Source organism: Phaeobacter sp. 11ANDIMAR09, from assembly GCF_001294455.1.
GTDB lineage: Bacteria > Pseudomonadota > Alphaproteobacteria > Rhodobacterales > Rhodobacteraceae > Pseudophaeobacter.
This window is the reverse complement of record NZ_LIKT01000030.1, coordinates 1-24,988: the sequence shown is the minus strand read 5'-3', so window position 1 is coordinate 24,988 and position 24,988 is coordinate 1. Positions and strand designations below refer to the sequence as shown.

The window sequence follows — 24,988 nt, the reverse complement described above, 5'->3', positions numbered from 1 at the left end:
CTTCCGGCGTCTTGAGTGACTCAAAGGAAAAACCATGTTCAAGATTTTTACACGCGGCCTGGCCGCAGCCGCTTTGGCGGTCTCTTTTGCCATGCCTGCATGGGCAGACAACATCACCCTGACCGACACGATGGGGCGCACAGTCGAAGTGCCCGAAGATCCACAGCGCATCCTGCTTGGTTTCTATTTCGAGGACTTCATGGCCGTGGCCGGCCCCGAAGCCTATGACCGTGTTGTCGCGATTTCAAAAGACACCTGGGCGGGCTGGCGCACGCTGCAATGGCAGACCTATGCCGCCGCCATTCCACGCCTGGACGAGCTGGCGGATGTTGGTGAGGTTGATGCCGGAACTTTCTCTTTGGAAGCCGCCATTGCTGCCCAACCGGATGTGGCGGTTTTGGCGGCTTGGCAGTATAAAACACTGGGGGATGTCGCCGATCGCATGGAGGCCGCAGGCATTCCAATCGTGGTTCTGGACTACAATGCGCAGACGGTGGAAATGCACGTCAAATCCACCCAGCTGCTGGGCCAGCTCATGGGGGCGGAAGAGCGTGCGCAGACCCTAGCGGATGAATATGCGGCTGCCGTCGCCGAAGTCCAAGCACGACTGGCCACCCTGCCTGAAGGCGCGGCACCCAAGGTCTATGTCGAATTGGCGCGGAAGGGGAAAGACACCGTCGACAACTCCTATTCCGGCACCCAATGGGGCAGCGTCATTGATCAGCTGAAAGCCATCAATATCGCCAATGGCCAGATCAGCAACTGGGGCAAGCTAAGTCCAGAATATGTGCTGGCACAGAACCCGCAGGTGGTGATGCTGGCGGGCTCAGGCTGGGCCGGACGCGATCAGGCGGTGGTCATGGGACCCGGTGTAGACAGCACCCTGACGCATGAGCGCATGCAGGCCTATTTGGGGCGCCCGGGCTGGGACGGTCTGGATGCGGTGAAAGAGGGTAAGATCATCGGCATCTACCACGGCGGCAATCGCACCCTCTATGACTACGCCTTCCTGCAGTTTCTGGCCAAGGCCATCTATCCAGAGCAGTTTGCCGACGTCGATCCACAGGCCACGCTGAACCGGTTTTTTGCGACCTATATGCCGGTTGCCTTTGAGGGAACCTATATGACGGTTCTGCCGGAAAGCGGCAACTAATGGCATCCGTAGATCGGATCTATCCAGCACAGCAGAAGGGGGCGGCCCAGCGGGTCGCCCCCTAAAGGGCCGGCTCGGACCCCGCCCGCCCCATCAGATACCGCAGAATGATGCTTGGGCGCTTGGCGCGCCTGGCAGCTGGCCTCCTGCTGCTTGTGGCTCTGATCGTGGCGGACATCGTCACAGGTCCCGCCATGTTGGCACTCGGGGATGTGTTTGTCGGGCTGATCACCCCGGCACAGGCAGAGCCAATGATCCGTGTCATCGTTCAGGACATCCGCTTGCCGATGACCCTGATGGCCCTGCTGGTGGGCATGTCGCTGGGCTCTGCTGGGGTGCATATGCAGACCATTCTGGGCAACCCGCTCGCCAGCCCCTATACTCTGGGGTTCTCGGCCGCTGCGGGCTTTGGCGCGGCGCTGGCCATCCTGACCGGGGTCTCGCTTCCCCTGCTGCCCTGGCTCACCATCCCTCTGGCGGCCTTTGCCATGTGTGTCCTGGCCGCCGGTCTGGTATTTGCCTTTTCGCGCATCCGGGGCATGCGCCCCGAAATCATGGTGCTGGCCGGCATCGCCACACTGTTCATGTTTCAGTCGGCCCAATCGCTGGTACAATACATGGCGGCGCCGGAAGTCTTGCAGTCGATTGTTTTCTGGCTGTTTGGTTCCTTGTTGAAAGCAAGCTGGAACAATGTGCCAATTGTTGCCGTTGTCTTCTGTTTTGCCAGCCTGTCGGTGCTGCCAAACCTCTGGCAATTGACCGCGTTGCGATTGGGGGATGCCCGTGCTGCTGCCATTGGTGTTGATGTGCGCGGACTGCGGGTCAAGCTGTTTACCATCGTGGCCTTGTTGACCGCTGCCGCCGTTGCCTTTGTCGGCACCATTGGATTTGTCGGATTGGTGGCCCCACATATCGCTCGCATGCTGGTGGGCGAGGATCAGAGGCTGCTCTTGCCGATGTCAGCCATAATGGGAGCGATCACCATGACTGGCGCCTCGGTGCTGTCCAAGCTGGTATCGCCCGGCGGCGTCATCCCCATCGGCATCGTCACCGCTCTGATCGGTGTGCCCTTCCTGTTTTTTCTCATCCTGCGTGGACAAAGGAGACACTGGTGAGTCTACAAATTAAAAAGCTATCGGTCTCTTATGCGGACAAGCCTGTCATCCGAGAGGTGAGCGATCTGTGGCAAAAAGGGGAGGTCACCGTCTTAATCGGCTGCAACGGGGCGGGAAAATCTACCTTTTTACAGGCGCTGGCCGGGTTGCTGCCAGCCCAAGGCGATCTGACCCTGGACGGCAAGCCGCTGACCCAGGGCGCGCAGCGCAGTCAGATCGCCTATCTGCCCCAGGACACCAGCGCTCATTCTTCGTTGACCGTTCTGGAGGTGGTCCTGCTGGGGCGTTTGAACCGCTTGGGCATGCGACTGCCATCCGATATCGTCGAGGAAGCCCTAGAGGCGCTGGAGGCCTTCAGCCTGACAGATCTGCATACCTGTCAGCTGGATGAAATCAGTGGCGGGCAACGGCAGTTGGTGTTCCTGACACAGGCCCTGTTTCGCCAGCCGCGAGTCTTGCTCCTGGACGAGCCCACTGCGGCGCTTGACCTGCGGCATCAACTGATCGTGCTTGAAAAACTGCGCCACATTGTCGGCCAGGGGGACACAATTGTTGGCCTGGCCATGCATGATCTGAACCTCGCAGCCCATTACGCCGACCGTATGATAGGTCTCAGCGAGGGCAGGACCATCAGTGTCGGCAGCCCAGCGCAGGTTTTGACGTCCGAGAACCTGCGCCACATGTATCGCATTCAGGCCGAGATCACCCATGTTCAGGGGGGCAGATTAAACGTCGTGCCCTTGCAAGCCGTCTAAGCTGCGCAGGCGATCCAAGCTGGTTTTAGCAGCTATTTTGCGCAGTGCCCGGCGGAGACAACAAGTTGCTGGGGCGGCATTGGTTGTCACCGATTGCGTGAAGCTTGGTGTGCCTGCCGCCCCTCTTCAGGGATTTTGGTCCCCCGGATCGAATTCTGATCCATCAAACTCCGACCGATCAGGCGTCCACGCCCGCCTTTTTGGCACCCATGCTGTTCGATGAGCCTTGAGATAGCTTGCGTCGATCATCAACACGCGGCTTGCCAAGGGACTTCGGGACAAGGGCTCAGGGCGCGCCATCTGCGCCTCGCCCAGCCAGAAAAGATCAGACATGTTCACCGCTCGGTTTTCGAAACGTGAATCACACCAGAGGGCGGATATCAAAGGGTCCTGAGCCTAGATGAAACAGGCGGGCTTTGCCGCTTGGATGGAGCGGCTGCCATCGCGCCTTTGTCTGGCAGCCGCACTCGCAAGTATCCCGTTTGGTTAGATGTCAATCACAACTTTGCCGATGGCCTTTCCGCTTGTCAGGCGGTCATAGGCTTCAGCGACATTGTCGAGACCAAAAACCGCGTCATCCAGCAAAGGAGTCAATGCGCCTGTGTCTACAATCTTTGCAAGCTCTCCCAGGATCGCACCGTGCTTTTCACGGCTTTGGTTGCTCAACATGGGCAGCAGCATAAAGATGATGTGCAGCGACAGGCCTTTGAAATGAGCCGGCGACAGGTCAATTTCCAGCAGTCCGACAGTTGAGGCGATATTGGCGTTGAGCGCTGCGGCCTCAAAGGAGTTGGTCATATTGGCGCCGCCAACGGTATCAAAGACCAGATCAAAACCTGCTCCGTCGGTGTATTTCGCGACATAATCGACGATCTTTTCGGCAGCAAAATCAATTGGCGTCGCGCCATATCCCTGGATCACATCCATCTGGGTGTCGCCCGTGCCAGTGGCATAGACTTCAGCGCCAAAGTGTTTGGCCAGTTGCACTGCCAGGTGGCCCACACCACCAGCACCACCCTGCACCAAAACCTTTTGGCCAGCTGTGATGCCTGCACGTTCAAGCCCCTCAAAGGCGGTGATGCCAACCAGGGGCATGGCCGCGGCTTCGCGCATCGAGATGGATTTGGGTTTGTGGGCGATCAAGCGCGCATCGGCGAGCATGAATTCAGCCAATGCGCCCTGTAGATCGGCCAGTCCGCCGGCGCAGCCATAGACTTCATCACCAATGGCAAAGGCGCTCACGCCTTCGCCAACGGCCTCAATGACCCCGGCAAAGTCCATGCCCAATACCGCTGGGAGAGCCGGGGAGAGCGGCAAATCACTGCCCATTGCGCGGATCATTGTGTCGACTGTGTTCACGCTGCTGGCTGCAACGCGAACCACAACATGGCCGGAGGTCGGCTCTGGCTTGGGCAGCTCGGCAGCTTCGAATTTTGCGGTTTCACCGTAAGCGGTGAGGGTCATGGCTTTCATTGTGCACATCCTAAAGAGTAAGTGATGTGCAGGAGATATAGTATTCCGTATTGCAGTAAATTGGCCAAAAAATAAGTTCAGTTTTTCGATTGCGCATATAATTGGATACGACTGTCACAAACGGTAAAACGAGGGCCACCAGTTTTGGCGACCCTCGTAAACTTTCATAGATGGCGCGTGGCGGACCTTAGAATGGGACAAACCCGTCGTCGGGTGTTGTCGGCACACTCCAGCGCTGCCGCGCGTCTAGCTCTGTCTGAGCCCCACCAAAACGGGGCACCTCACCCTGATCTCCATAGAGCCAAAGCACCAGGTTCGATCGCTCACCCTTGGTGATCGGCATGGATTCATGGGGCACGCTGCCGTGATGGATCAGCGCCTTCCCAGGGGCAAAGTTCAGTTCCGCTACCTGCCGGGTTTCCCGATCAAAGAACCGCACACCGGATCCGGAGAATTCCTCTCCGGGCAGGTTCAAATTGAGGTTCAACGTGACAGAGGAGGCATCAGTATGGGCCCGCAAGGAGGTATCCGCATCCGCCTGCCATTGGATCGAAAACCCAAAGGTCTGGGTATCATAGCCAACAATATCCGGGAACAGCAGCCGCGAAATAGGCCGCATGTAGGCCTCCATGAGGTCACGGTAAAAACTCTGGAAACCCGGCGCAGCAAGGTAGCCTGGTGAACGGCTGTCCAGCATCGCGCCCCCGCGGTTCAGCGAAATCCCGTAGGGTGGCCGCAGGGGGATATCCGCAGCGGCGGCGCTTTCAAGATATTCGCGCAAGCTCGCGAGCCGTGCGGGATCAAAGAACTGCGCCGCGTAAACCCCTGGAAAGACCTCTTCCCACAGATCTTTGACCGCAATTTCTGTGCTTGGATCTTGCCAAGCCCTCTCGACGGCCGCACGCAGTTTTGGGTCATAGAGGCTGCTGTCCAAAACGGAATTCGGCGCATCTCCGCCCTCCCACTCCTTCCAGGCGCCCTCAAACAGGTCTTTGTTTTGGGTCCAAAACTGTTGGACTGCAGGCGCGCGGTGAAGCATTTCTTCACGAGTGGGCCGTTTCAGCGACCGCGCGTGTTGTAGTGAAGTCTGTCTCATCTCATGTCACTCCTTGTGACCGTCGCGCAGCCTCTGTGCACGGCGCTTTTTGCTGAAAGAAACCGAACCCATAGGGCTGGTTTAAGGTTTGGGGGCAGGTGATCCATTGGGCACCCCAAGGATCACCTGGGATGCCCTGTCCGGCAGGGGCTGCTATTGGATGTCCTGGACATCCATGACCAGGTTGTTCCAATTGCGCTGGTTGTCGATGTCATGCTCCAGCCCTTGCTCATCCGCGATGGTAAAGCGTTTCACGGCAGGGGTTTTGCTGGTTGCCTGATACAGCCAATAGGCCTCGGCCTTCAGGGCGTCCTCAATCGGTTTGTCGATCGATTCATAGACCATCTGCTTGCAAGCATTGATCGAGTCCGCCGGGAACCTGGCAATGCGATTAGCAAGCGTGTTGACGTATTCACCAATCTCATCCGCCTCAAAAACCTTGTTGATGGTCCCCATGGCTTCGGCCTCATCAGCGCTGAAATCCCTTGCGCTCAGGATGATCTCCAGCGCACGTCCCAGACCTGTCTGACGCGCCATGCGGGAGGCACCGCCGCCACAGGGCAGAATGCCCATGCCGACTTCCATCTGCATGAATTTGTATTTGCCCCGCACGGCAAAGCGCATGTCCAGCGCCAGCGCCAACTCGTGCCCGCCGCCGCGCGCAAAGCCTTCCAGCTTGGCGATCGTGGCCTGGGGGACCCTGCTAATGCGCTCACAGACCGATTGCAGATCAAGCAGCTCCGCCTCCTCGCGCGACACGGGGGTGGTGGACATGTCCTTTAGCAGTTCGGTGTCATAGTGGCAGACCCAAATTTCCGGGTTGGCCGATTGGAAGATGACCACCTTTGTGTCGCGGTCACGTTCCAACCGCATGGCAAGACTGTTGAGATCGGCCAGCATTTCCTGGCCCTGCACATTCACAGTCCCAAAATCAAAGGTGACAGTGGCAATTGCGTTTTCGACTGTGACGTCAAACGTGGTGAAGTTCTCATATTTCATGAGGTTGCCTTTCTTGGGGCCGCGCAGAATTATCTGGCGGATTGCTTTGGTTTTGATGGGGGAGCGGGGCAAAAGCCCGGTTTCAGCCGGGCCGAAGCTGTTTAGGGCTGTGGGGTCAGCACATCCTGGATGGCCTGCATCACATCGGCGCTATGCGCCGCATCCAGCGCAGCAGAATGTGGCTGCGCAAACTGCCCGCTGTCGTTGTCAAAATACTTGCCGCTGGCATCAGCAAAGGAAGACCCGAGTGCGGCTTCGCGCAGAATGTTTACGCCAATGCTCAGATCATTGCCTGCAATGCCAAAGCCCTCTTTGACCATTTTTGACGCCAGCAAAGAGCCTGGGTTCACCGCGACAATCACTGGGCCTTCAGGCAATTCTTTTGCCATCTCGCGGGACCAGATTGTGAGGGCCAGTTTGCTTTGGGCATAGGCGCCCATATCGTCCAGCGTTTTACGCCCAAGCAGCGCCTCCAGGTCAACCGGGGCCTGCGCAGCCGAAGACAGGTTCACGACACGACCGTCTTTTGCGAGGATCGGCAGCAGATCGCGCGTCAGCGCATAGGGGGCAAAGGTATTGACCTCAAACCTGATATCAGAGCCCTCTTTGGTCACGGGATTTGGCGCCTTCAGGATGCCCGCGTTATTGATAACCACATCGATCTGACTGTGGTTTTTGCGGAGGGCCGCAGCCAATGCATCTACGTCAGCCCTCTTCGACAGGTCCGCTATGTATTGCTCTGTGGTGCCGCCGACAGTTTTTGCCGCCGCCTCCAGTTTGGCCGCGTTGCGACCATGCAGGAGGATTCTGTGTCCTTCCGCCGCAAGGGTTTGCGCGGTCAAAAGGCCGATGCCATCGGTGGCGCCGGTGATGAGAATTGTCTTGGTCATTGCATGATCTTTCTCTTGTTGATCCCTGTTTGGGAGTTAGGCCGCGTAACGAACCAAAGTTCGGCTCTCAATGCTGCGCCGGACGGTCTGGATCTTTGGGTCCTCAACCATGCCCAAGGCACTGTGGGCCACTGAAGGCTGGCCGCGATTGTCAAAGATATTGAAGAATGCCACCTCATCAGGTGTCATATTGGACATATAGAACCAATCATGGTCAGGGTTTGCTGCAACCCCCATGATCTGGCCCCTGCGATCCGGATAGATCAGATCAAGCAGGATCCAATCGTTATCGGCGACACTGGACGGGCGGATAAACCCCAGCGGAGCCGAGTTGATTGCCGCGCTGACAGGGCGCCAGAAGTTGATAAAGGCATAGTGCCCTTTTGACCATTCGGCGGCTTTGCCTTCGCCCAGAATGTCGATCAGTCGTTTGTTGGCCCCATCTGCGCTGTAATCGCTATGAACATTGCGCGCCGGTTTGCGATCCGCATCAGGATCATCGGCGCGGACTGTATGGTCAAAAATTAGGATCTCCTGCGCTCCAGTTTCAGTCCTCAGCAGTTTGGAGAGTTCCTTTTCGTAGGTGTCTTGCCAATCACTTCCAGCGTCAAAGCACTGCACATTGGTTGGGAGAGTTGCGAAGCCAACAGAATGCTCCTGAAACGATAGACCCGCATCAAAGCTGCGCACATCCCGCACCGCCATCTGCTTTGGTGCGAGCTCGGGTGAAACAAGGTTGCCGATGATCCCGCCAGCATCCAGCTCAAAGGATTGCCGTTCTTGTTTGTGGACATGATAGTTTACGGTCGCGATCTGGGTCATTGGCTGCTCCTGTGCACGTCTCGCAAACAGATTTATCACTTTCACATGCTATATAAAGAAGTTATATTTGATTTCACTGTTCCGAAAAAGTATATGATATGGACACTCAAACCCTGCGCCTTTTTGTTCTTGCCTGCGAGACGCTGAACATCAGCGCTGCAGGTCGTACGCTGGGCATGGCCCCTGCGGTTGCCAGCACGCGTATCGCAAAACTGGAGCGACTTGTCGGCGCGGACTTGCTACATCGTTCAACCCGCAAGGTGTCGCTGTCCCTAGAGGGCCAAGATTTTCTGCCCTATGCGCGCGAGATGATCGCCCAGGAAGAGGCGGCCCTTGCTGCCTTGGGTAAGGGCCAGACAAAGGTCAGCGGGACCCTGCGCTTTGCGGCGCCCAGCACCTTTGCTCAGCTCTACATAGCGCCGCTGTTGCCGATCTTTATGGACAAATACCCTGACCTTCGGCTTGACCTGCATCTGTCGGATTCGCAGTTTGATCTAATCGAGGGCAGTTTTGACTTGGCGCTGCGCAACGCGGTTCTGGCCGACAGCAGCCTCACCGCACGCAAGCTGGCAGATGATACCCGGATCCTTTGCGCCGCGCCCGCCTATTTAGAACGGTATGGCACTCCGGCTGTTCCAAAAGATCTGGCGAAACATCGGTTGATTTCATTCAAGGATACCGACCCAAAGGCGCTGATCTCTCGCGACGGGACGCAGGCGATGTTCGACCCCAAGACCGCTGCCCATTGTCTGATCCTGAACGATGGGCTGACCCAAAAACTAACGACGCTCAACGGAGCCGGCATTTCGATCAACTCGCTCTGGGCGGTGCAAAAGGAGATTGCCGAGGGAACGCTGACGCCGGTGTTGCCAGAGTATGAGTTGGCAAACAAACCCGCCCTTTGGCTGATCTACCCCAAAAGCAATGTCGTTTCAGCCAAGGTCCGCGTGTTCATGGATTTTCTGATCGATCATTTGGGGCGGGCACATGTGGCCAATACAACCCCAAGAGATGGAAGCTAACGCAGACGAGATATCATGCAATCCAGTCGCGACATACCTAAGATCAGGACGATAGATCTGAGGCGTTTGATCTCGTATCCGCGCGGGTTCTGGGGAAAAGCTTGAAACCCCATTTGGCAGCCATGACAATTCCAGCTAGGGTCGCGCCAAAGATCCGGCGGTGCTGTGCAATACTCTGCAAACGACGGATGCCGCCGGAGAGATAAGGGGACGATCATGAGCTTTGACGAAGACCTGTTTTTGAAAGGGTTGGAGCAACGAAAAGCGACATTGGGCGCGGAGTATGTTGAAAAGAACCTCGCTGCAGCCGATGATTTTACCCGGCCCTTCCAAGAAGCCATGACAGCTTGGTGCTGGGGCTTTGGCTGGGGAGACGATGTGATCGATGCCAAGACGCGGTCGATGATGAATCTTTCAATGATTGGCGCTTTGGGAAAGATGACCGAATGGGAGCTCCACTGCCGCGGCGCGATCAGAAATGGCGTCAGCCAGGACGAAATCCGGGCCATCATCCATGTTATTGGAATCTATTGTGGTGTTCCGCAGGCGGTGGAATGCTTCCGCGTTGCCCGTAGGATCATCGAGGAAAGCTGACAGTTCGGAGCGGTGGGACATCCGCTTTCCTCTCCTCGCCCAGCGCTCTTGGCATTTGGTCCGCAGTGCCATTAGGGTGGACCCGTCAGAATGGGGGCTGGGCTCGTTTCCTTAGGGTGCGATGACATCAGCTGTTTGCAAAATGGGTGAGATGTGACGAGAGAGAACTCAGAAGCGGCGCAACAGAAAACCCGCGAAGTTTGCCAATTGGCCCCTATCATGCCGGTTCTTGTGGTCCGGGAGGCTGCTGACGCGGCACCGCTGGCCAAGGCCCTGATAGCTGGTGGGTTGCCCGCGCTGGAGGTGACTTTGCGCACGCCTGCCGCGCTGGATGTGATTGCCGCAATGGCCGAGATCCCCGGGGGGGTCGTCGGGGCGGGTACCCTGGTCACGCCGCAGGATGTGCGCGCAGCCAAGGCCGCCGGTGCGGAGTTTGGTGTCTCGCCTGGCGCCACGGATGCGCTGACTGAGGCCTGCCTTGAAGAAGATCTGCCCCTGCTTCCTGGCGCTGCCACTGCAAGCGAAGCCATGCGCCTGCTGGAACGCGGCTACACCACGCAGAAGTTTTTCCCGGCAGAGGCCTCAGGAGGCGCGCCTGCGCTCAAGGCAATTGGCGCGCCTTTGCCGCAGATCCGTTTTTGCCCAACCGGAGGGATCAGCCTGTCAAATGCCCGGGACTACCTTGGCCTGTCCAATGTGCTCTGTGCGGGCGGCAGTTGGGTGGCTCCGGATGCGTTGGTCTCGGCGCAGGCCTGGGATGAGATCACCACCCTGGCACGTGAGGCAAAACGGCTCTTGTCAGTTTAGACCGGTGTCGTGACCCGCGATCCGGTCGACGCGTCTGGCAATACGGGCTTTGCTGAGGGCGAGACAGGAAAATTTGGCCCCCTGTCAGGGAGCTTTCAGGTCCAAAAGCAGCCGGTCCATAAAGGCATCGCAGCGGAAAAGCTCTGCCTGGTTGAGCCCCTCATCCGGCTGATGCCCATCTGCGGCCATGTCGCCGGGGCCGATCACAACAACGGGCAGGCCGAGATTGGCAAAAAAACCAGCCTCGGTTCCAAAGGCAACTTTGGTTATTGCTGTGCCGCCGGTTAACTGTTGCGCCCAAGTGACCACTGGCGCTTCAGGCAAAGTGCCCAGCCCGAAATAAGCGTTCACCTCGGCCACCTGAATTGCATTGGGGGCGTTGTACCTTTGGCTGATCTGGCGGGCTTTGGTTTCGATCAGGGAGCGTAACGCCGCAGGGTCGACCTGTCCCAAATGGCGAAACTCCATGTCGATCTGCGCCAGATCTGGAACAATGTTCAGCGCTGTTCCCCCTGCAATTTTGCCAATATGGATCGTGGAATAGGGAATGCTATAGGCGCTGTCACAGGCGCCCTGTGCCAGATCATCCTGCAGTTCGCGCATCGCGGTGACAAAGTCTGCAGCCAGGTGGATGGCATTGCGAAACTCTGGTGCCAGAGCGCTATGCCCGGATTCCCCCTGGCAGGTGACGCGCAAAGCCACCTTGCCCTTGTGTCCGATGGCGACCTGCATCGAGGTCGGCTCACCCACAATCACGGCGCGTGGATCTCCCAAGAGCGGTTCCAGCTGAGGCATCATCTGACGAATGCCGACGCAGCCGATCTCTTCGTCATAGGAAATCACCAGGGTCAAAGGTTCGGCCAATTGCAGCTGTGCAGCCCGTTCGACACAGGCCAGAGCCGAGGCCAGAAATCCCTTCATATCCGTGGTGCCGCGCCCCAATAGCCGATCGCCACGCGCGGTGAGCTTGAAGGGGGCCGTGCTCCACTTCTGGCCCGCCACGGGCACGACATCGGTATGGGCAGACAGGCAGACCCCACCGCTGCCCGCGCCTATCCGCGCAAAGAGTCCCGCCTTCTGGCCACAGGGCGACAAAAGACGGACCGTCTCGGCCCCGGCGGCCTGCAACAGACCCTGTACATAGTCGATCAGCGCCAAATTGCTGTCAGCGCTGATCGTGGGAAAGGCGATCAACCGATCCAATATCTCTAGGGTGCGAGTCATAAAGGCTCCTTATTCGGCAGCCAGCTCAGTGATTTCGCGGCGAAACGGCAGGGCATCGCCAATGTCCTCTGCGTCCAGTTCCCGCGCATAGCGGTGCCCGGCATAGGTGGCCCAGGCAATCGGGCCCGGTGCATTGGCATCTCCGATCAGCTTCACCGATTTGATCCCGGCATCGGCCCATTCCTCCTGCCGGGCCACCAGATCAGCGTAAACGCCGTTGTTCTCCTGGCGGGAAGACACCAAGAGCACAGCGTCACATTGTATGGGGCGGCTTTGATCGGTGAACATGCAATTGGTGATTACATGGTCTTTGCCAATGCCGGAAACGCCACGGTTGAGTTCAATCATTACGCCCAAACGTGCCAGGCGGCGATGAATTTCATGCTGTTCCAGCGTGTTGAGGGTCCATTCGCTGACATAGGCTGCGGGAGTTACCAGCGTGACTGTGCAGCCCTTTTGCACCAACAGTTCAGCCATGACACCGCCCATATAGTAGTGATCATCGTCATAGATCACGACATGCCCCGTGGGGCTTGCGCCATCCATCAGGTCATCCGGTGTAAACAGCGACATATGATCATCCGTTGGAAAGGGCACCACATGCTGGCGGGCCACCCCATCGCGGCGCCATTTGGCGCCAGTGGCGATACAGACGTTTTCAAAGCCGAACTCCAGGATGCTGTCGGCGTCCAGGGCACTGTCAAAATATGTCTCTACATTGGGCTTCTGGCTGATCTGATAGTCGCGGTAATCCACGACCCGTCCCCAAGCCGACAGGCCGGGCAACAGGCGTTCCCGTGCAACGCGGCCGCCAATGGCTCTGCCCGCTTCGGCCAAGGCCACGTCGTAGCCCCGCTCGGCCAGGGCCCGGGTGGCTTCCAGTCCTGCAGGGCCGGCGCCAAGCACCAGCACGCTAGAGCTGTCACCTTTGGTGTTCATCCGCTCGGGATGCCAGCCCTTGCGCCATTCCTCCATAAAAGTGGGGTTCTGGGTGCAGCGGCTGATCGACATGGTCATATCGCCAGTGATGCAGATATTGCAGCCGATACATTCACGAATGTCTTCGATCCGGCCCTCTTCGACCTTTTTGGGCAGGAAAGGGTCCGCAATGGACGGGCGGGCGCAGCCAATGAAATCAAGCGTGCCATTGCGCACCATCTTGGCCATCACATCCGGGCTGGTGAAACGTCCAACGCCAACAATCGGTTTGTCTGTCAGCTCATGGATACCCCTGACCAGCGCCTCTTGCGCCGCCTCTTCCTTAAAGCGGGAGGGGCCGGAACAATCTTCCCAGGTGCCCTGAGCCAAATCCCAAAGATCCGGTAGATTGCGGTTCATTTCGACAAAATCGCGCACCTCGGCATTGGAAAACCCAAGATCGCCAATGGTTTCATCCAATGACACCCGCAGGGTAATGCCCATTGTGTCGCCCACAGCATCTTTGATGTCCGAGATCACCTCATTCACAAAGCGCGACCGGTTTTCCAGACTGCCGCCATATTCATCGCTGCGGTGATTGGTGGCGCGACTCAGGAAATGTTGGAAAATGCCAAACCCATGCGCCCCATACAGACAGATCAGGTCAAAGCCGGCTTCTTTGGAACGCAGCGCGGCATTGACAAACCAGCGGCGCAGATCGCGGATATCGCTTTTGTCCAAGGCGCGAGCCTGAACCGGATCATTGGTAAAGGTGCGGATTGGCTGCGCCGAAACGGCCAGGGGCACCTCTTTGGAATAGAGGTTCGGACCATTGACGCCCGAGTAGGCCAGCTGGATACCCGCCAGAGCACCATGTTCCTTCATCCGGTCTGACATCCTGCGCAGCATCGGGATGTCCTTGTCTTCCCAGAGGCGCAGCTCGATGAAGGGGGTGATTTCCGAGGTGTGATGCATTTCGCATTGTTCGGTAAAGATCACCCCCCAGCCGCCCTCCGCTTTGGAACGGCGCATTTCGGCTGCCGCAGAGGGGTCACGATACCCGCCACCATTGCAATGTGGCACCTGGTAAAAGCGGTTCTTGGCCGTCACCGGGCCAATTTTCATTGGGTCAAATAGGACATCATACCGTTGGTCGCGCACGTCTCTCTTGCTCCTGTCGGGATCACAGTTTCAGACGAAGGTGACAGAAGATTGGATTAGCCTAAAGACAAGGTTGCGAAAGCGTGGCTTAGGCAAAGCTTAAGCGATGGGCCTGCCAGGTTTAGCTAATTATCTGCCCCGGATAGTTCCAATTCTGAATGACTTCGCTGGCATGATCTATAAAGGCATTTACAGTCAATACGTTGCGCGCACCCTCTGGAATGATAAGCCCCAGTTGCATCGGCCGTTGCTCCCCTTTGATCGGAATGAACACCAACCGTCGCCCATCCGGGGAGAGATCGGAATAGGGGCGGATATTGGCGATGGCATAGCCAAAGCCATTGGCCACCAAAGACCGCATGACGGCCATGTCACGGGTGCGCTCCACAACACGTGGCTTGCGCCCCGTGGCATCAAAGAAGCTAAGGAAATAGTCACTGCTGAGCGGCAGATCCAACAGCACCATCGGATAGTCGAGCAGCTCTTCGACACCGACCTCATTTTGCCGCGCCAAGGGATGGCCTTCGGGCACCATGGCATAGGGGGGCAGACTGCGCAGCGGCACAAATTCCAGATCCGGCGGGATCTCCAGATCATAGGACAAGGCAACGTCGATTTCGGCACGGCGCAGCAGTTCAATGATGCGGGACTGATCGGTTTCCACCTGGCTGACGCGGGTATCTGGATACTTCAGCTCGAATTGGCGGCGGATCGCGGGCAGCAGAACCTGGGCGAAACTCAGCAGGCAGCCGATATTCAGTGGCCCCTGAACGTTGCCAGAGATATCACCGGCGAGGCGGTTCAGAGCTTCGGCCTCGCTTAGCACCTGATTGGCCTGTGACATGAATTGCCGCCCAGCCTGTGTCAGGCTGAGCCCATGTGCATGTTTGCGGACAAACAGCGGCAGGCCAAACTCGTCCTCAAGCTGAGAGATCGCCGCCGAAATAGAGGGTGAAGAGACATTCACCCTTTCGCTGGCCTGCGCAATCGAGCCGGCCTCGCCAACGGCGACAAAATATTCCAACTGCCGAAGAGTGAACCGCAATGCCATAGTGTCATTATGCCCTGTGAGTGACCCGGTTCAAGCCTTGTACTTGATCCAGGTTGTTTTCAGCGCAGTGTATTTGTCAAAACTGTGCAGTGACAGATCACGGCCAAAGCCTGACTGCTTCATCCCGCCAAACGGGGTCTGGGCTGAGAGCGCATCAACCGTATTGACCGAAACAGTCCCGGCGACCAGTTGATCCGACACCCGCAGGGCGCGGCTCAGATTATCCGTCCAGACTGAGGCCGCCAATCCGTAGATGCTGTCATTGGCCATATTGATCGCCTGTTCTTCGCTGTCAAAGGGGATGATCGAGAGCACCGGGCCAAAGATCTCCTCCCGCGCCAAGGGGTCGTTGTGATCCACATCATCAAAGATCGTCGGCTGTACAAAGCAGCCCTTGCCATCGACAAAGGCGCGCGCTCCTCCGGTGACGAGCCTGGCGGTCTCTTTGCCAGCTTCAACCGCGGCCATGATGCCCTCTGTCTGCCTGGCATCGACAATGGCCCCCATTTTGGACGCCGGATCCAGGGGATCTCCCGGTTGGGTAGCTTCGGCGCGGGCGATCATTTTTTCAACAAAGGCGCCTTTGATCGAGCGTTCGACATAGAGCCGGGAATTGGCCGAACAGACTTCGCCCTGATTAAAGAAGATACCAAAGGCGGCCATGTCGGCGGCGGTCTCCAGATCTTCGCAATCGGCAAAGATCAGATTGGGGCTTTTGCCACCGGTCTCGGGCCAGACCTGTTTCAGGTTGGACTGGCCGGAGTATTCCATGAATTTCTTGCCGATCTGAGTGGAGCCGGTAAAGGCAAGGCAATCCACATCCATATGGCGGCCCAGGGCTTGCCCGGCAGTATGTCCAAAGCCGGGGATCACGTTGAAGACGCCTTCGGGAATGCCCGCCTCTGCCGCCAGCTCGGCCAGACGCAGCGCAGACAGCGGGGATTGCTCGGCAGGTTTCAGTACGACAGAGTTGCCTGCGGCAAGGGCTGCAGCTGATTTCCAGGTCGCCATATCAAGCGGAAAGTTCCAGGGCGTCACGGCCCCGACAACCCCTAGCGGCACCCGTGACACCAGCGCGAGATCGCCGGGGCCAGTGGGGGCGACCTCGTCGTAAAGCTTATCTATGGCCTCGGCATGCCATTGAAAGAAATGCGCGGCACCGGGGGCGTCGATTGTCGCCGCGTCCGTGACCAGCTTGCCCATATCAAGACTGTCGAGCAGCGCCATCTCTGCGAGGTTCGCCCGGATCAAATCGGCCAGTTTCAGCAAGACCACCTTACGATCGCCGGGTGCCATGCGTGACCAGGATCCGGAGTCGTAAGCGCGACGGGCCGCAACAACAGCCAGATCCACGTCAGCGGCATCACATTCGGCAACGGCGCTCAAGGTCTCGCCAGTGGCGGGGTTGATGCTGTCAAAGGTGCGGCCTGATAGGGCATCGACAAACTTGCCGCCGATAAAGGCCTGACTGTGAAACTGCAGCGCTTTGGCCCGCGATTTCCAATCTGCGTGGCTATAGTCCAACATGATGATCTTCCTGTTTATTCGTCGCCTGGAACGCCATAGGAGGGCGCTTCGCGCGGATCCAATGCACGCTGAACATAGGCGTCGAGCTGTGGTTTATAGACATTCCAGGCGGTTGCGATGTTTTCAATCGGGCAATCTTCGGTCCAGTCGCAGCGCAGATCCGCCACCGGCCAGGCGACCTGATCAACCAACATCATACCCGCCGAATGCACCGGCCCTGCTTCGCCACCCGCTGCCAGCCCTGCGCGCATGGCTGCGATCAACCGGTCCCCCAGATGGCCCGAGCTGGACATAAATCCATCTACAATGGCCTGCGGAATACCCTCATTGGCCAAGAGATTACCGCCAGAAGCCACATTCATCCCCTGCGCCTGGCTCCATATACCTAGGCTATTGGGGCCGGAGTGAATGGCGGTGGTGCCGCTTGCGTCAACAGCGAGAACCTGGCGGTAGTCGACAAATTCCCCCCGCCTGCGGATCTCGGCGATGGCTTCATCCGCCGCCATTCCGCCCTGCATCAGATCCAGGGTCAGCGGCCCCAGGCTGGGGTCAGTGATGTTCTGAGATGCCACAGCCCCGACGCCTGCGCGCGCATAGGAGCAGCGCGCTGCCACTGCCGGTGAGGACGAAGAAATCGCCACTCCAAACATGCCCGTCTCAGCGCAGCGCGCCACCAAGGAAAATGTCATCCCTTCTTCCTTCCAATCTTCATTTGGCCACAAATATCCTCGGGGGAGTGTGAGGGGGCAGAGAGCCCCCTCATCCTTGCCATTTACGACCTCAGTCGGGAATGACTGCAGTGCCGTCGATTTCGACCAGCCAATCTGGGCGCGCCAGGGCCTGGACAACCAGGCCCGTCGACACCGGATGCACCCCTTTGATGTATTCGCCCATGGTGCGGTAGACATCCTCGCGGTGACGCACATCGGTGATATAGACCACCACCTTGACCAGATGTTTCATCTCGCCGCCGGCCTCTTCGATCAGCTGCTTGATGTTCTGCATCACCTTATGGGTTTGCTCTACCGGGTCATGACTGTCGATATTGACCGCGTCATCCAGGTTTTGCGGGCATTGTCCCCGCAGCCAGACGGTTTTACCACCCTGGGTGACGACGGCCTGACAGAGATCATTGTCGAGGTTCTGCTCGGGATAGGTATCCGAGGTGTTGAATTTGCGAATGCGTGTATGTGCCATTTTGGTTCCTGTCGCTGTGGTCTGGCCGGGCGGGGGTCAACCCGCTTGCCCGGCTTCGATTTTGGCCATGAGATATTGCGCAAAATCATAGTTTGGCCGCTCCAGATGGCTCAGGTGACCAGCAACGGCGCGCTCCGAGCTGAGGCCTACGAATACCTTTTCGGTGCAGCCCCGGTCCTCAATGTTGACCTCATCCAACAGGGCCTTCAGATCGGAAAAATTCTGCTCGATATCGGGGTCATTGGCAAAATCATTGGACATGCCACCGCCAAAGCGAATGTGGACCTGGCCGGGCCCCTTTGGGTGCAGCGAAAGATACCAGAAATAGCCGGGGGTTAGCGTGATCAACAGGCTGGGATAGATCGCCAGCAGATAGGTGGTGCGGCGCTCTTCTCCGGTTAAGCGGTCATTGTCGGGATGCGCCATGGCGATGCGCAGCGACTCCTCCTTGAGGATGGTGTGATAGTTGAAGGCAGGCAGGCCCGGCGGGCAGATCATATCTTCCAGCTTTGACAAGCCGCCAATCGTGCCGGCATGGCAGACCGGCAGGTGGTAGCTCTCCATAAAATTCTCGGCCAGGACTTTCCAATTTGTGTCCCAGACATGCTCTTCAAAGAAGGTCTCGGTGTAGTTGGTCATGCCATAGCCGGAGACCATTTCTTCGACCTGCTTGAGCTGTTCTGCCACATCAGGGGCATCCATGTTTAGCGTGACAAAGACCCAGCCCAGCCACTCCTGGCATTTGACCTGGGGCAGTTTGTACTGATCCTTGCAAAACCCCTCGTTCAGGGTCATCGCCGGGGCGCCGCGCAGGGAACCGTCCAGATTATAGGTCCAGGCGTGATAGGGGCAGACAATGGCCCGGGTGTTGCCGCTGCCTTCTAGTAGGGTGGACATACGGTGCAGGCACACATTGGACAGGGCCCGCAGATTGCCATCGCGATCCCGGATCACTGCGATGGGCTGACCAGCCAGTTCGCAGGTGGTGTAGTCCCCAGGATTTGCCAGGGCATCAGCGCGGCCAACACAGAACCAATCCTTGGAGAAAATATGTTCCAGCTCCTGCGCCAGAAAGGCTTCGGAGGTATAGACCGATGGGGGCATGGCCTGCGCCCGCTCAAAGGGCTGGGCAGTGTTCTGGCGCAATGCGTCGACGGGGTCCAGATGATCTTTGGCCATGGGTTCTCTCTCTTGTCGGGTCATTCAGCTGCTGCAGAGGCAACGATGGCGGCGGCGCCATCATAGTCGAGATAGGCGCGTTGCGTGGCAATCTGGTCCGCGATGTGTTTCGCATCATGCCAGACACCCCACAAAAACGTGGATCCGCGTCGGGATTGCCAGGGTAGGCCCAGGAAATAGACATCGGGCTCGATGGACACACCGCGCTGATGCACTGGCGCCCCTTTGTCATCAAAGGCATCCAAATCCATCCAGCTGAAATCCTGCCGAAAACCGGTGGCCCAGATGATCGTGGTGATGCCTTCCTGCGCCAGATCAAGCGAGGTGATAGGGTTGGTCAGGCAGTCGGGGTCAGGCCAGACATTGCGCGCCTCCGGCTCGGCGGGAAGATCCAGCCCGTTGCGCTCGAGATAGGCATCTGCCGCATCCAGCATTTCTTTGTAATTTGCGTCGCCACCGGCAATGTTCTTTTGCAGATCATCGCGAAAGCTCAGCCTGCCATCGGCAAATGTATCCGTCAGGCCCAACAGGGTCACGCCTTCGCTCGCAAGGCGGCGGAAATCCATGGTGCGACCGCCATAGGCACCGCTGACCGAGATGGTGACATGCTCGGTGCCCGGAGCCTGGGCGGCAATATCCCAAAGGCCCAGAACCCCAAGCCACCAGACAAAATCGCGGCCCCGGTAGCGGCGGGGCGGGCGATCATGGGGGCCCACCGACAAAAAGACCTTGCGCCCAGCGCGCTGCAGCTCATCCGCGATCTGCGCGCCCGAAGAGCCGGCGCCGACCACCAGAACCGCGCCCTCAGCCAGTTGGTTTGGGTTCTTGTAGTGGAAGGAATGCAATTGAGTTAGATTGGCAGTGTCGGGGACAATCGGCGGGATCACAGGCTGTTGAAAGGCGCCGGTGGCCGCAACCAGCCGTTTGGCTTCGATCTGCCCTTCGGAGGTTTCAACCAGAAACCCGGCCTGGCCCGCAAGGCGTTTGGCCTTGATCACTTCGACACCGGTGCGAATGGGGGCTTGGACCATTTCTGCATAGGATTCCAGGTAGTCAGCAACAGCATCTTTGCCGACAAATTCATCCGGCTGGCTGTTTGGGAACTCCAGGTTGGGAAACCGATCATGCCAGACCGGACCATTGGTCACCAAAGTATCCCAGCGCCGTGACCGCCAGGCTTCGGCAATCCGGTTTTTCTCCAGCACCAGATGAGGCACGCCGCGGTCTCCCAGGTGTTCACTGAGCGCGATGCCCGCCTGACCACCCCCCACAACAAGCGTATCTACCTTTTCAACGGCCATAATGTCTGTCCTCTCAATCTGACCGGGAGCCGCCTATCGCTTCTGCCGACACCTCCCGCTTTGGGCAGTGTGACACGCGGTGAGAACCAGAAAAGAACGATATGCATCAGCGTTGATTAGGGTGGGGCTAACCAGTTTCGGCATCGCAAAGCCTTAGCCTAATCCAACATTCGCCAGATACGAATTTTTACAAAGATGTGTCGCGCGTACTCTTTAAACGCAGACTCGGAGGTCACCATGCGCATATATCCCTATCCCCCTTCGGGGGGACACGACAGCAGCTCTTTCCCAAGGCTAGGATTCCTTCAAACCATGGGATCTTCGCTATGACAGATGCCAGCCAGATTGCGGTCGACGTCCGCGATGCCGTTAAACGCTACGGTGATTTCACCGCCTTGCAAAAGATCTCTTTGAGCATCCGCGACAATGAGTTTTTCACCCTGCTTGGACCGTCAGGCTGTGGCAAGACCACGCTGTTGCGGATGATTGCCGGGTTCGAGGACGTCTCGGAAGGGGGCATCTTCCTCTATGGCGAAGAAATCGAGAACCTGCCGCCGCATCAGCGCCCGGTGAACACGGTGTTTCAGAACTACGCGCTGTTTCCGCATATGACGATCCTGGACAATGTGGGCTTTGGGTTGGAAATGCGCGGAGCCTCCAAATCCGAAGCGCGCCGCCGCGCCGGAGAAATGCTGGATCTTGTGCAGCTGTCCCAGTTCGCCAGCCGCAAACCCGCGCAGCTGTCAGGCGGGCAGCAACAACGTGTTGCCCTGGCCCGCGCGCTTGCGCCCTCGCCCAAGGTTCTGCTGCTGGACGAACCGCTTTCGGCGCTGGATCTCAAGCTGCGCAAGGCGATGCAGATCGAGCTGAAACATATCCAGCGCGAAACCGGGATCACCTTTATTTTTGTGACCCATGATCAGGAAGAAGCCCTGACCATGTCGGACCGCATTGCCGTCATGTCGGCTGGGCGGATGCAGCAATTGGGTGCGCCCCAGGACATCTATGAGGCGCCGCGCAATATGTTTGTCGCGGATTTCATCGGCGAGACCAATCTGCTCGAGGTTTCGGTGGATGCCATCGAGGCAGGCCGCGCCACCTGCCATCTGGGCGGTGGCCATGAGCTGACCTGCAACGCGGTGGATGAGGTAAAACGGGGCGCGCGCGTGCATATGTCGATCCGCCCCGAACGTCTGTTTTTATCCGAACACCCCACCGAGAGCGAGAGCCTGAAAGGGACCATCGTCGAGAATATCTTTATCGGCACCGATATCACCACCATCATTGACTTGGCGGAGGGGCCAAATTTTACTGTTCGGACCTCGAATTCCGATCGAGGCACCAAGCGGATCTTTGAACCGGGCGCTCAGGCCTATGTCAACATGGAGCATGGCGCGGCGCGCCTGTTGGTTGACTGATGGCGGGGGGCGCAGCAAGCGGCGGTTCGGCCGCATCCGACACCTATGCCAAAGCCCGGCATTGGCTGTTGTTGCCCAGCTGGGTGGTGGTCGGAATCTTTGTCCTGGCACCAGTTTTGATGATGATGGTCTATTCCTTTTTGACCAAAGAATTCCGGGGCGGTGTCATCTGGGAGTTCTCGCTCTCTGCCTATGATCAGTTCTTTTTTGATCGCGGGCTTTTTGGGGATGAACCCGCCAAGATTGACTGGACCTATATCGCAATTTTCTGGCGCTCGATCTGGCAGGCCGGTGCGGCCACGATCCTGTCGCTGCTGATCGGTTTTCCGACAGCCTATTTCATTGCGACACGGCCTGAAAAAAATCGCGCTATCTGGGTGTTTCTGATCACCATTCCCTATTGGGTCAATCTGTTGATCCGCACGGTCTCGATGAAGTTTCTGCTGCGCGATCAGGGGCCGCTAAATGATTTTCTGGTCAATATCGGGCTGATCGACACCCCCCTGCACATCATCAATACCAATCTGGCGGTACAGTTGGGCCTGTTTTACAGCTATCTGCCCTTTATGGTGCTGCCGATCTATGCCTCGGTTGAGCGCTACAACTTCGCGCTCAGCGAAGCGGCGGCAGATCTCTATGCAACCAAATGGGTGACCCTGCGGCGCATTCTGCTGCCAGCGGTGAAACCCGGCGTGATCGCGGGCTGCATTCTGGTCTTTGTGCCCAGCCTCGGCGCCTTCCTTGCGCCCGATCTGTTGGGCGGTGCCAAGAACTTCATGATCGGCTCGCTGATCGAAGAGCAATTCAAAGGCAACGCTGGTAATTGGCCCTTTGGAGCGGCGATTTCGATGATCCTGCTGACCATGGTCCTGACCATTCTGCTGATCTATGCGCGCCAACAACGCCAGGCGGAGGATCTGTCATGAGCGCTAAAACCGATGTAAAAACCTTTTTTGGGTTCAAGGGCATAACCCTGTTGTGCCTGGTGATCCTCTATGCGCCGCTGATTGTCGTCACCCTCTATTCCTTTAACGCGTCCAAATCGATCACGGTTTGGGAAGGGCTGTCGTTTCATTGGTATCTCGATGTCTTTGTTGGCCCTGAGAGCGCTAAGTTCAAACAGGCGGCGCTGAACTCCTTTGTTATTGCCATCGTGGCGGCAACTCTTTCGACTGCCATTGCTACCGCAGCTGCCACCGCCATCGTGCGGGGGGGCAAATTCCGGCTGCGCACTGCCTCGCTGGGTCTGATCAGCCTGCCTTTGATGGTGCCCGAAATCGTCACCGCAGTGGCGACGCTGATCTTTTTCAATTCGATCGGCTTTACCCGCGGTTTCCTGACGATCCTGGTGGCCCATACCGCCTTTTGCATTCCCTTTGCCTATCTGCCCATTCAGGCGCGGATGCAGGGGATCGAGGACACCTATGAACAGGCGGCAATGGATCTGTATGCGACCAAGACGCAGGCCTTTCGCCGGGTGCTGCTGCCCCTGATGATGCCGGGCATTGTCTCGGGTTTTCTGCTGGCCTTCATCGTCAGTCTTGATGATTTCATCATCACCAATTTTGTCAAAGGCGCCGGTGTTGAGACACTGCCGACGGCGATCTTTGGTTCGGTGAAACAGGGGCTCAAACCAAACATCATGGCGATTTCAACCATGCTGCTGGCTGTGTCGATCATGATGGTGACGATCTCTTACTTCGTCTCAAAATCGGACAACACAAAATAACCACAACAGGGGAACGATACTATGAAATTTCTGACAACATCCGCCATGGCTCTGGCCTTGATGGCAAATGCGGCCAGTGCCGAGGGCAATCTGGTTCTGTATCACTGGTTTGAATACATGCCGCAGGCCCTGCTGGATAAATTCACCGCAGAGACCGGCATTACCGTCACCATGGATACCTATGATTCAAACGAAGCCATGCTGGCCTCGCTCAAAGCGGGGGGACTGGGCACCTATGATCTGTCGGTGCCGGGGGACTACATGGTTGCCATCATGGCCGGCGAAGGCCTGTTGGATACCATCGCCGAGGGTGAGCTGAGCAACAAAGGCAATATCGCCGCCGAATGGGCCGATCCAAGCTTTGATCCGGGCCGCGCCCATTCGATCCCCTATCAGTGGGGCTCGACCGCCTTTTCGGTCGACACAACGGTCTATGACGGCGACATCAATACCACCGACATCCTATTCAACCCACCAGCTGAACTCTCGGGCAAGATCAACCTGCTGGACAGCCAGGGCGAAGTTCTGGCCATGGCGGCCCTGCATATGGGCATTCCGCAATGTTCGACCGATCGCGACCAGCTCAAGGCGCTCAATGCGATGCTGATGGGCGCCAAGGCGCATTGGGCGTCTTTCAATTCGGATACCGCCAAAGAGGTTCTGGTCTCGGGCGATGCCGCTGCAGGAATGATCTACGATGGCTTTGCGGCCAAGGCCCGGGCCGAGAAGGACACGCTGCAATACGCCTTCCCAACGCAGGGCTACGTGGTGTGGATGGACAATGTCGTGTTGTTGAAAGACGCGCCGAACCGGGAAAACGCGCTCAAGTTCATGGATTTCCTGCTGGTGCCAGAAAACATCGCTGCCGTGTCCAACTATGCCCGCTATGCCTCTGGCCTGTCCGGTACGGCAGAGTTCCTGGACCCGGAACTGGCCAGCCTGCCGGAAGCCAACCCGCCCGCAGCAGCCGGAGCCGGTGCCTTTATTGAGGTCTGCGACAAGGCCACCCAGGCGGTCTATGATCAGATCTGGACCAATGTGAAAAAGTAGCCTTAGACACACAGCTGCCGGGTAGTCATGGAACCCCGTGACCGCCCGGCAGCCCTCTTTCGACCCTCTTCTCTGGAATCTGGATCAGTAAAGAATCCATGAAGTATTTAGTATCCACTCATAGGTCTAGGGTCAGGATTCATAACCAAAACATGACGACGGCAGCCAATGCGCATGCCGACAGGAAGACCTTGGGGCACCTGTCGTAGCGTGTTGCGACCCGCCGCCAGTCCTTGAGCCGGGCGAAGCTGTTCTCGATCTTGTGGCGCTTGCGGTATCGGGCTTCGTCATGGGGGATCTGCACCTTGCGGTTCTTTCGGGACGGGATGCATGGTGTGATCCCCTTGTCTGCAAGGGCTTCTCGATACCAATCCGCATCGTATCCACGGTCCGCCAGCATGTGTTCGGCGGCAGGAAGGCCGTCCAGTAGGGCCCGGGCACCGATGTAATCGCTCCGCTGGCCAGCCGTCAGAAACATTCGCAGCGGGCGGCCAGACGCGTCTGTAA

24 protein-coding genes are annotated in these 24,988 nt (G+C 57.8%); 10 read left to right on the top strand and 14 right to left on the bottom strand.

All coding sequences use genetic code 11. The annotated features are described in order from the left end of the window. Positions 1-34: 34 nt before the first annotated feature. The 3 genes from AN476_RS19325 to AN476_RS19315 all read left to right on the top strand — a co-directional run bounded on the left by AN476_RS19325 (position 35) and on the right by AN476_RS19315 (position 3,023). Positions 35-1,153, top strand: coding sequence for an ABC transporter substrate-binding protein (locus AN476_RS19325; RefSeq protein WP_083464412.1), 1,119 nt, complete (start codon positions 35-37; stop codon positions 1,151-1,153). Between the two features lie 107 nt (positions 1,154-1,260). Beyond that, complete coding sequence (locus AN476_RS19320) at positions 1,261-2,268, top strand: iron ABC transporter permease (RefSeq protein ID WP_054463419.1); 1,008 nt, start codon at positions 1,261-1,263, stop codon at positions 2,266-2,268. Beyond that, positions 2,265-3,023 carry an ABC transporter ATP-binding protein gene (locus AN476_RS19315; protein WP_172684863.1) on the top strand — a complete coding sequence of 253 codons (759 nt, stop codon included), beginning with the start codon at positions 2,265-2,267 and terminating at the stop codon, positions 3,021-3,023. The genes AN476_RS19320 and AN476_RS19315 overlap by 4 nt, the downstream gene beginning before the upstream one ends. A 486-nt stretch (positions 3,024-3,509) precedes the next feature. Here the strand turns inward: AN476_RS19315 and AN476_RS19310 are convergent, their stop codons facing one another. From AN476_RS19310 to AN476_RS19290, 5 genes are all read right to left on the bottom strand, one after another. Further along, entirely contained in the window at positions 3,510-4,496 is a 987-nt protein-coding gene (locus AN476_RS19310; RefSeq protein WP_054463417.1) for a zinc-dependent alcohol dehydrogenase family protein, read from the bottom strand. A gap of 187 nt (positions 4,497-4,683) precedes the next feature. Continuing rightward, complete coding sequence (locus AN476_RS19305) at positions 4,684-5,592, bottom strand: 2OG-Fe(II) oxygenase (RefSeq protein ID WP_054463416.1); 909 nt, start codon at positions 5,590-5,592, stop codon at positions 4,684-4,686. Positions 5,593-5,745: 153 nt separating this feature from the next. Further along, positions 5,746-6,591: an enoyl-CoA hydratase/isomerase family protein gene (locus AN476_RS19300; RefSeq protein WP_054463438.1), complete on the bottom strand. Its 846-nt coding sequence runs from the start codon at positions 6,589-6,591 to the stop codon at positions 5,746-5,748. Positions 6,592-6,692: 101 nt separating this feature from the next. After that, positions 6,693-7,481 (bottom strand): SDR family NAD(P)-dependent oxidoreductase, encoded by a 789-nt coding sequence (locus AN476_RS19295; protein WP_054463415.1) that lies wholly within the window; start codon positions 7,479-7,481, stop codon positions 6,693-6,695. A 36-nt stretch (positions 7,482-7,517) separates the two neighbouring features. Next, entirely contained in the window at positions 7,518-8,303 is a 786-nt protein-coding gene (locus AN476_RS19290; protein ID WP_054463414.1) for a CmcJ/NvfI family oxidoreductase, read from the bottom strand. A gap of 98 nt (positions 8,304-8,401) precedes the next feature. Between AN476_RS19290 and AN476_RS19285 the strand changes: the two genes are divergently transcribed. The 3 genes from AN476_RS19285 to eda all read left to right on the top strand — a co-directional run bounded on the left by AN476_RS19285 (position 8,402) and on the right by eda (position 10,726). Further along, a complete protein-coding gene (locus AN476_RS19285) occupies positions 8,402-9,325 on the top strand; it encodes a LysR family transcriptional regulator (protein WP_054463413.1) in 924 nt (307 codons plus the stop codon). Between the two features lie 213 nt (positions 9,326-9,538). Next, entirely contained in the window at positions 9,539-9,919 is a 381-nt protein-coding gene (locus tag AN476_RS19280) for a carboxymuconolactone decarboxylase family protein (protein WP_054463437.1), read from the top strand. Between the two features lie 153 nt (positions 9,920-10,072). Next, entirely contained in the window at positions 10,073-10,726 is a 654-nt protein-coding gene (eda, locus tag AN476_RS19275; RefSeq protein WP_256363960.1) for a bifunctional 4-hydroxy-2-oxoglutarate aldolase/2-dehydro-3-deoxy-phosphogluconate aldolase, read from the top strand. A gap of 84 nt (positions 10,727-10,810) precedes the next feature. Here eda and argE read toward each other — a convergent pair whose 3' ends face one another. The 8 genes from argE to AN476_RS19235 all read right to left on the bottom strand — a co-directional run bounded on the left by argE (position 10,811) and on the right by AN476_RS19235 (position 20,284). Next, complete coding sequence (gene argE, locus AN476_RS19270; protein ID WP_054463411.1) at positions 10,811-11,950, bottom strand: acetylornithine deacetylase; 1,140 nt, start codon at positions 11,948-11,950, stop codon at positions 10,811-10,813. Positions 11,951-11,959: 9 nt separating this feature from the next. Further along, on the bottom strand, positions 11,960-14,029 hold the full coding sequence (locus AN476_RS19265; RefSeq protein WP_054463410.1) for an NAD(P)-binding protein: 2,070 nt from the start codon (positions 14,027-14,029) through the stop codon (positions 11,960-11,962). Positions 14,030-14,150: 121 nt separating this feature from the next. Next, on the bottom strand, positions 14,151-15,080 hold the full coding sequence (locus AN476_RS19260; RefSeq protein ID WP_054463409.1) for a LysR family transcriptional regulator: 930 nt from the start codon (positions 15,078-15,080) through the stop codon (positions 14,151-14,153). Between the two features lie 30 nt (positions 15,081-15,110). Next, a complete protein-coding gene (locus AN476_RS19255) occupies positions 15,111-16,607 on the bottom strand; it encodes an aldehyde dehydrogenase (protein ID WP_054463408.1) in 1,497 nt (498 codons plus the stop codon). Positions 16,608-16,621: 14 nt separating this feature from the next. Further along, on the bottom strand, positions 16,622-17,296 hold the full coding sequence (locus AN476_RS19250; RefSeq protein WP_054463407.1) for a DUF1028 domain-containing protein: 675 nt from the start codon (positions 17,294-17,296) through the stop codon (positions 16,622-16,624). Positions 17,297-17,387: 91 nt separating this feature from the next. Beyond that, positions 17,388-17,804 (bottom strand): RidA family protein, encoded by a 417-nt coding sequence (locus AN476_RS19245; protein WP_054463406.1) that lies wholly within the window; start codon positions 17,802-17,804, stop codon positions 17,388-17,390. Between the two features lie 36 nt (positions 17,805-17,840). Next, positions 17,841-18,983 carry an aromatic ring-hydroxylating dioxygenase subunit alpha gene (locus tag AN476_RS19240; RefSeq protein WP_054463405.1) on the bottom strand — a complete coding sequence of 381 codons (1,143 nt, stop codon included), beginning with the start codon at positions 18,981-18,983 and terminating at the stop codon, positions 17,841-17,843. Between the two features lie 20 nt (positions 18,984-19,003). Further along, entirely contained in the window at positions 19,004-20,284 is a 1,281-nt protein-coding gene (locus AN476_RS19235) for an NAD(P)/FAD-dependent oxidoreductase (protein WP_054463404.1), read from the bottom strand. Between the two features lie 326 nt (positions 20,285-20,610). Here AN476_RS19235 and AN476_RS19230 point away from each other — a divergent pair, with 326 nt between their 5' ends. Genes AN476_RS19230 through AN476_RS19215 form a run of 4 tightly spaced genes read left to right on the top strand, consistent with a single transcriptional unit; the run spans position 20,611 to position 24,481 of the window. Continuing rightward, positions 20,611-21,702: an ABC transporter ATP-binding protein gene (locus tag AN476_RS19230; RefSeq protein WP_054463403.1), complete on the top strand. Its 1,092-nt coding sequence runs from the start codon at positions 20,611-20,613 to the stop codon at positions 21,700-21,702. Next, on the top strand, positions 21,702-22,628 hold the full coding sequence (locus tag AN476_RS19225; protein WP_054463402.1) for an ABC transporter permease: 927 nt from the start codon (positions 21,702-21,704) through the stop codon (positions 22,626-22,628). Before AN476_RS19230 ends, AN476_RS19225 begins: the two co-directional genes overlap by 1 nt. Beyond that, positions 22,625-23,431: an ABC transporter permease gene (locus AN476_RS19220; RefSeq protein ID WP_054463401.1), complete on the top strand. Its 807-nt coding sequence runs from the start codon at positions 22,625-22,627 to the stop codon at positions 23,429-23,431. Before AN476_RS19225 ends, AN476_RS19220 begins: the two co-directional genes overlap by 4 nt. Before the next feature lie 21 nt (positions 23,432-23,452). Next, positions 23,453-24,481 (top strand): extracellular solute-binding protein, encoded by a 1,029-nt coding sequence (locus AN476_RS19215; protein WP_054463400.1) that lies wholly within the window; start codon positions 23,453-23,455, stop codon positions 24,479-24,481. 139 nt (positions 24,482-24,620) lie between these two features. Here AN476_RS19215 and AN476_RS19210 read toward each other — a convergent pair. Beyond that, on the bottom strand, positions 24,621-24,988 hold a 368-nt coding region (locus AN476_RS19210; RefSeq protein ID WP_054463399.1), incomplete at its 5' end, for an IS5 family transposase.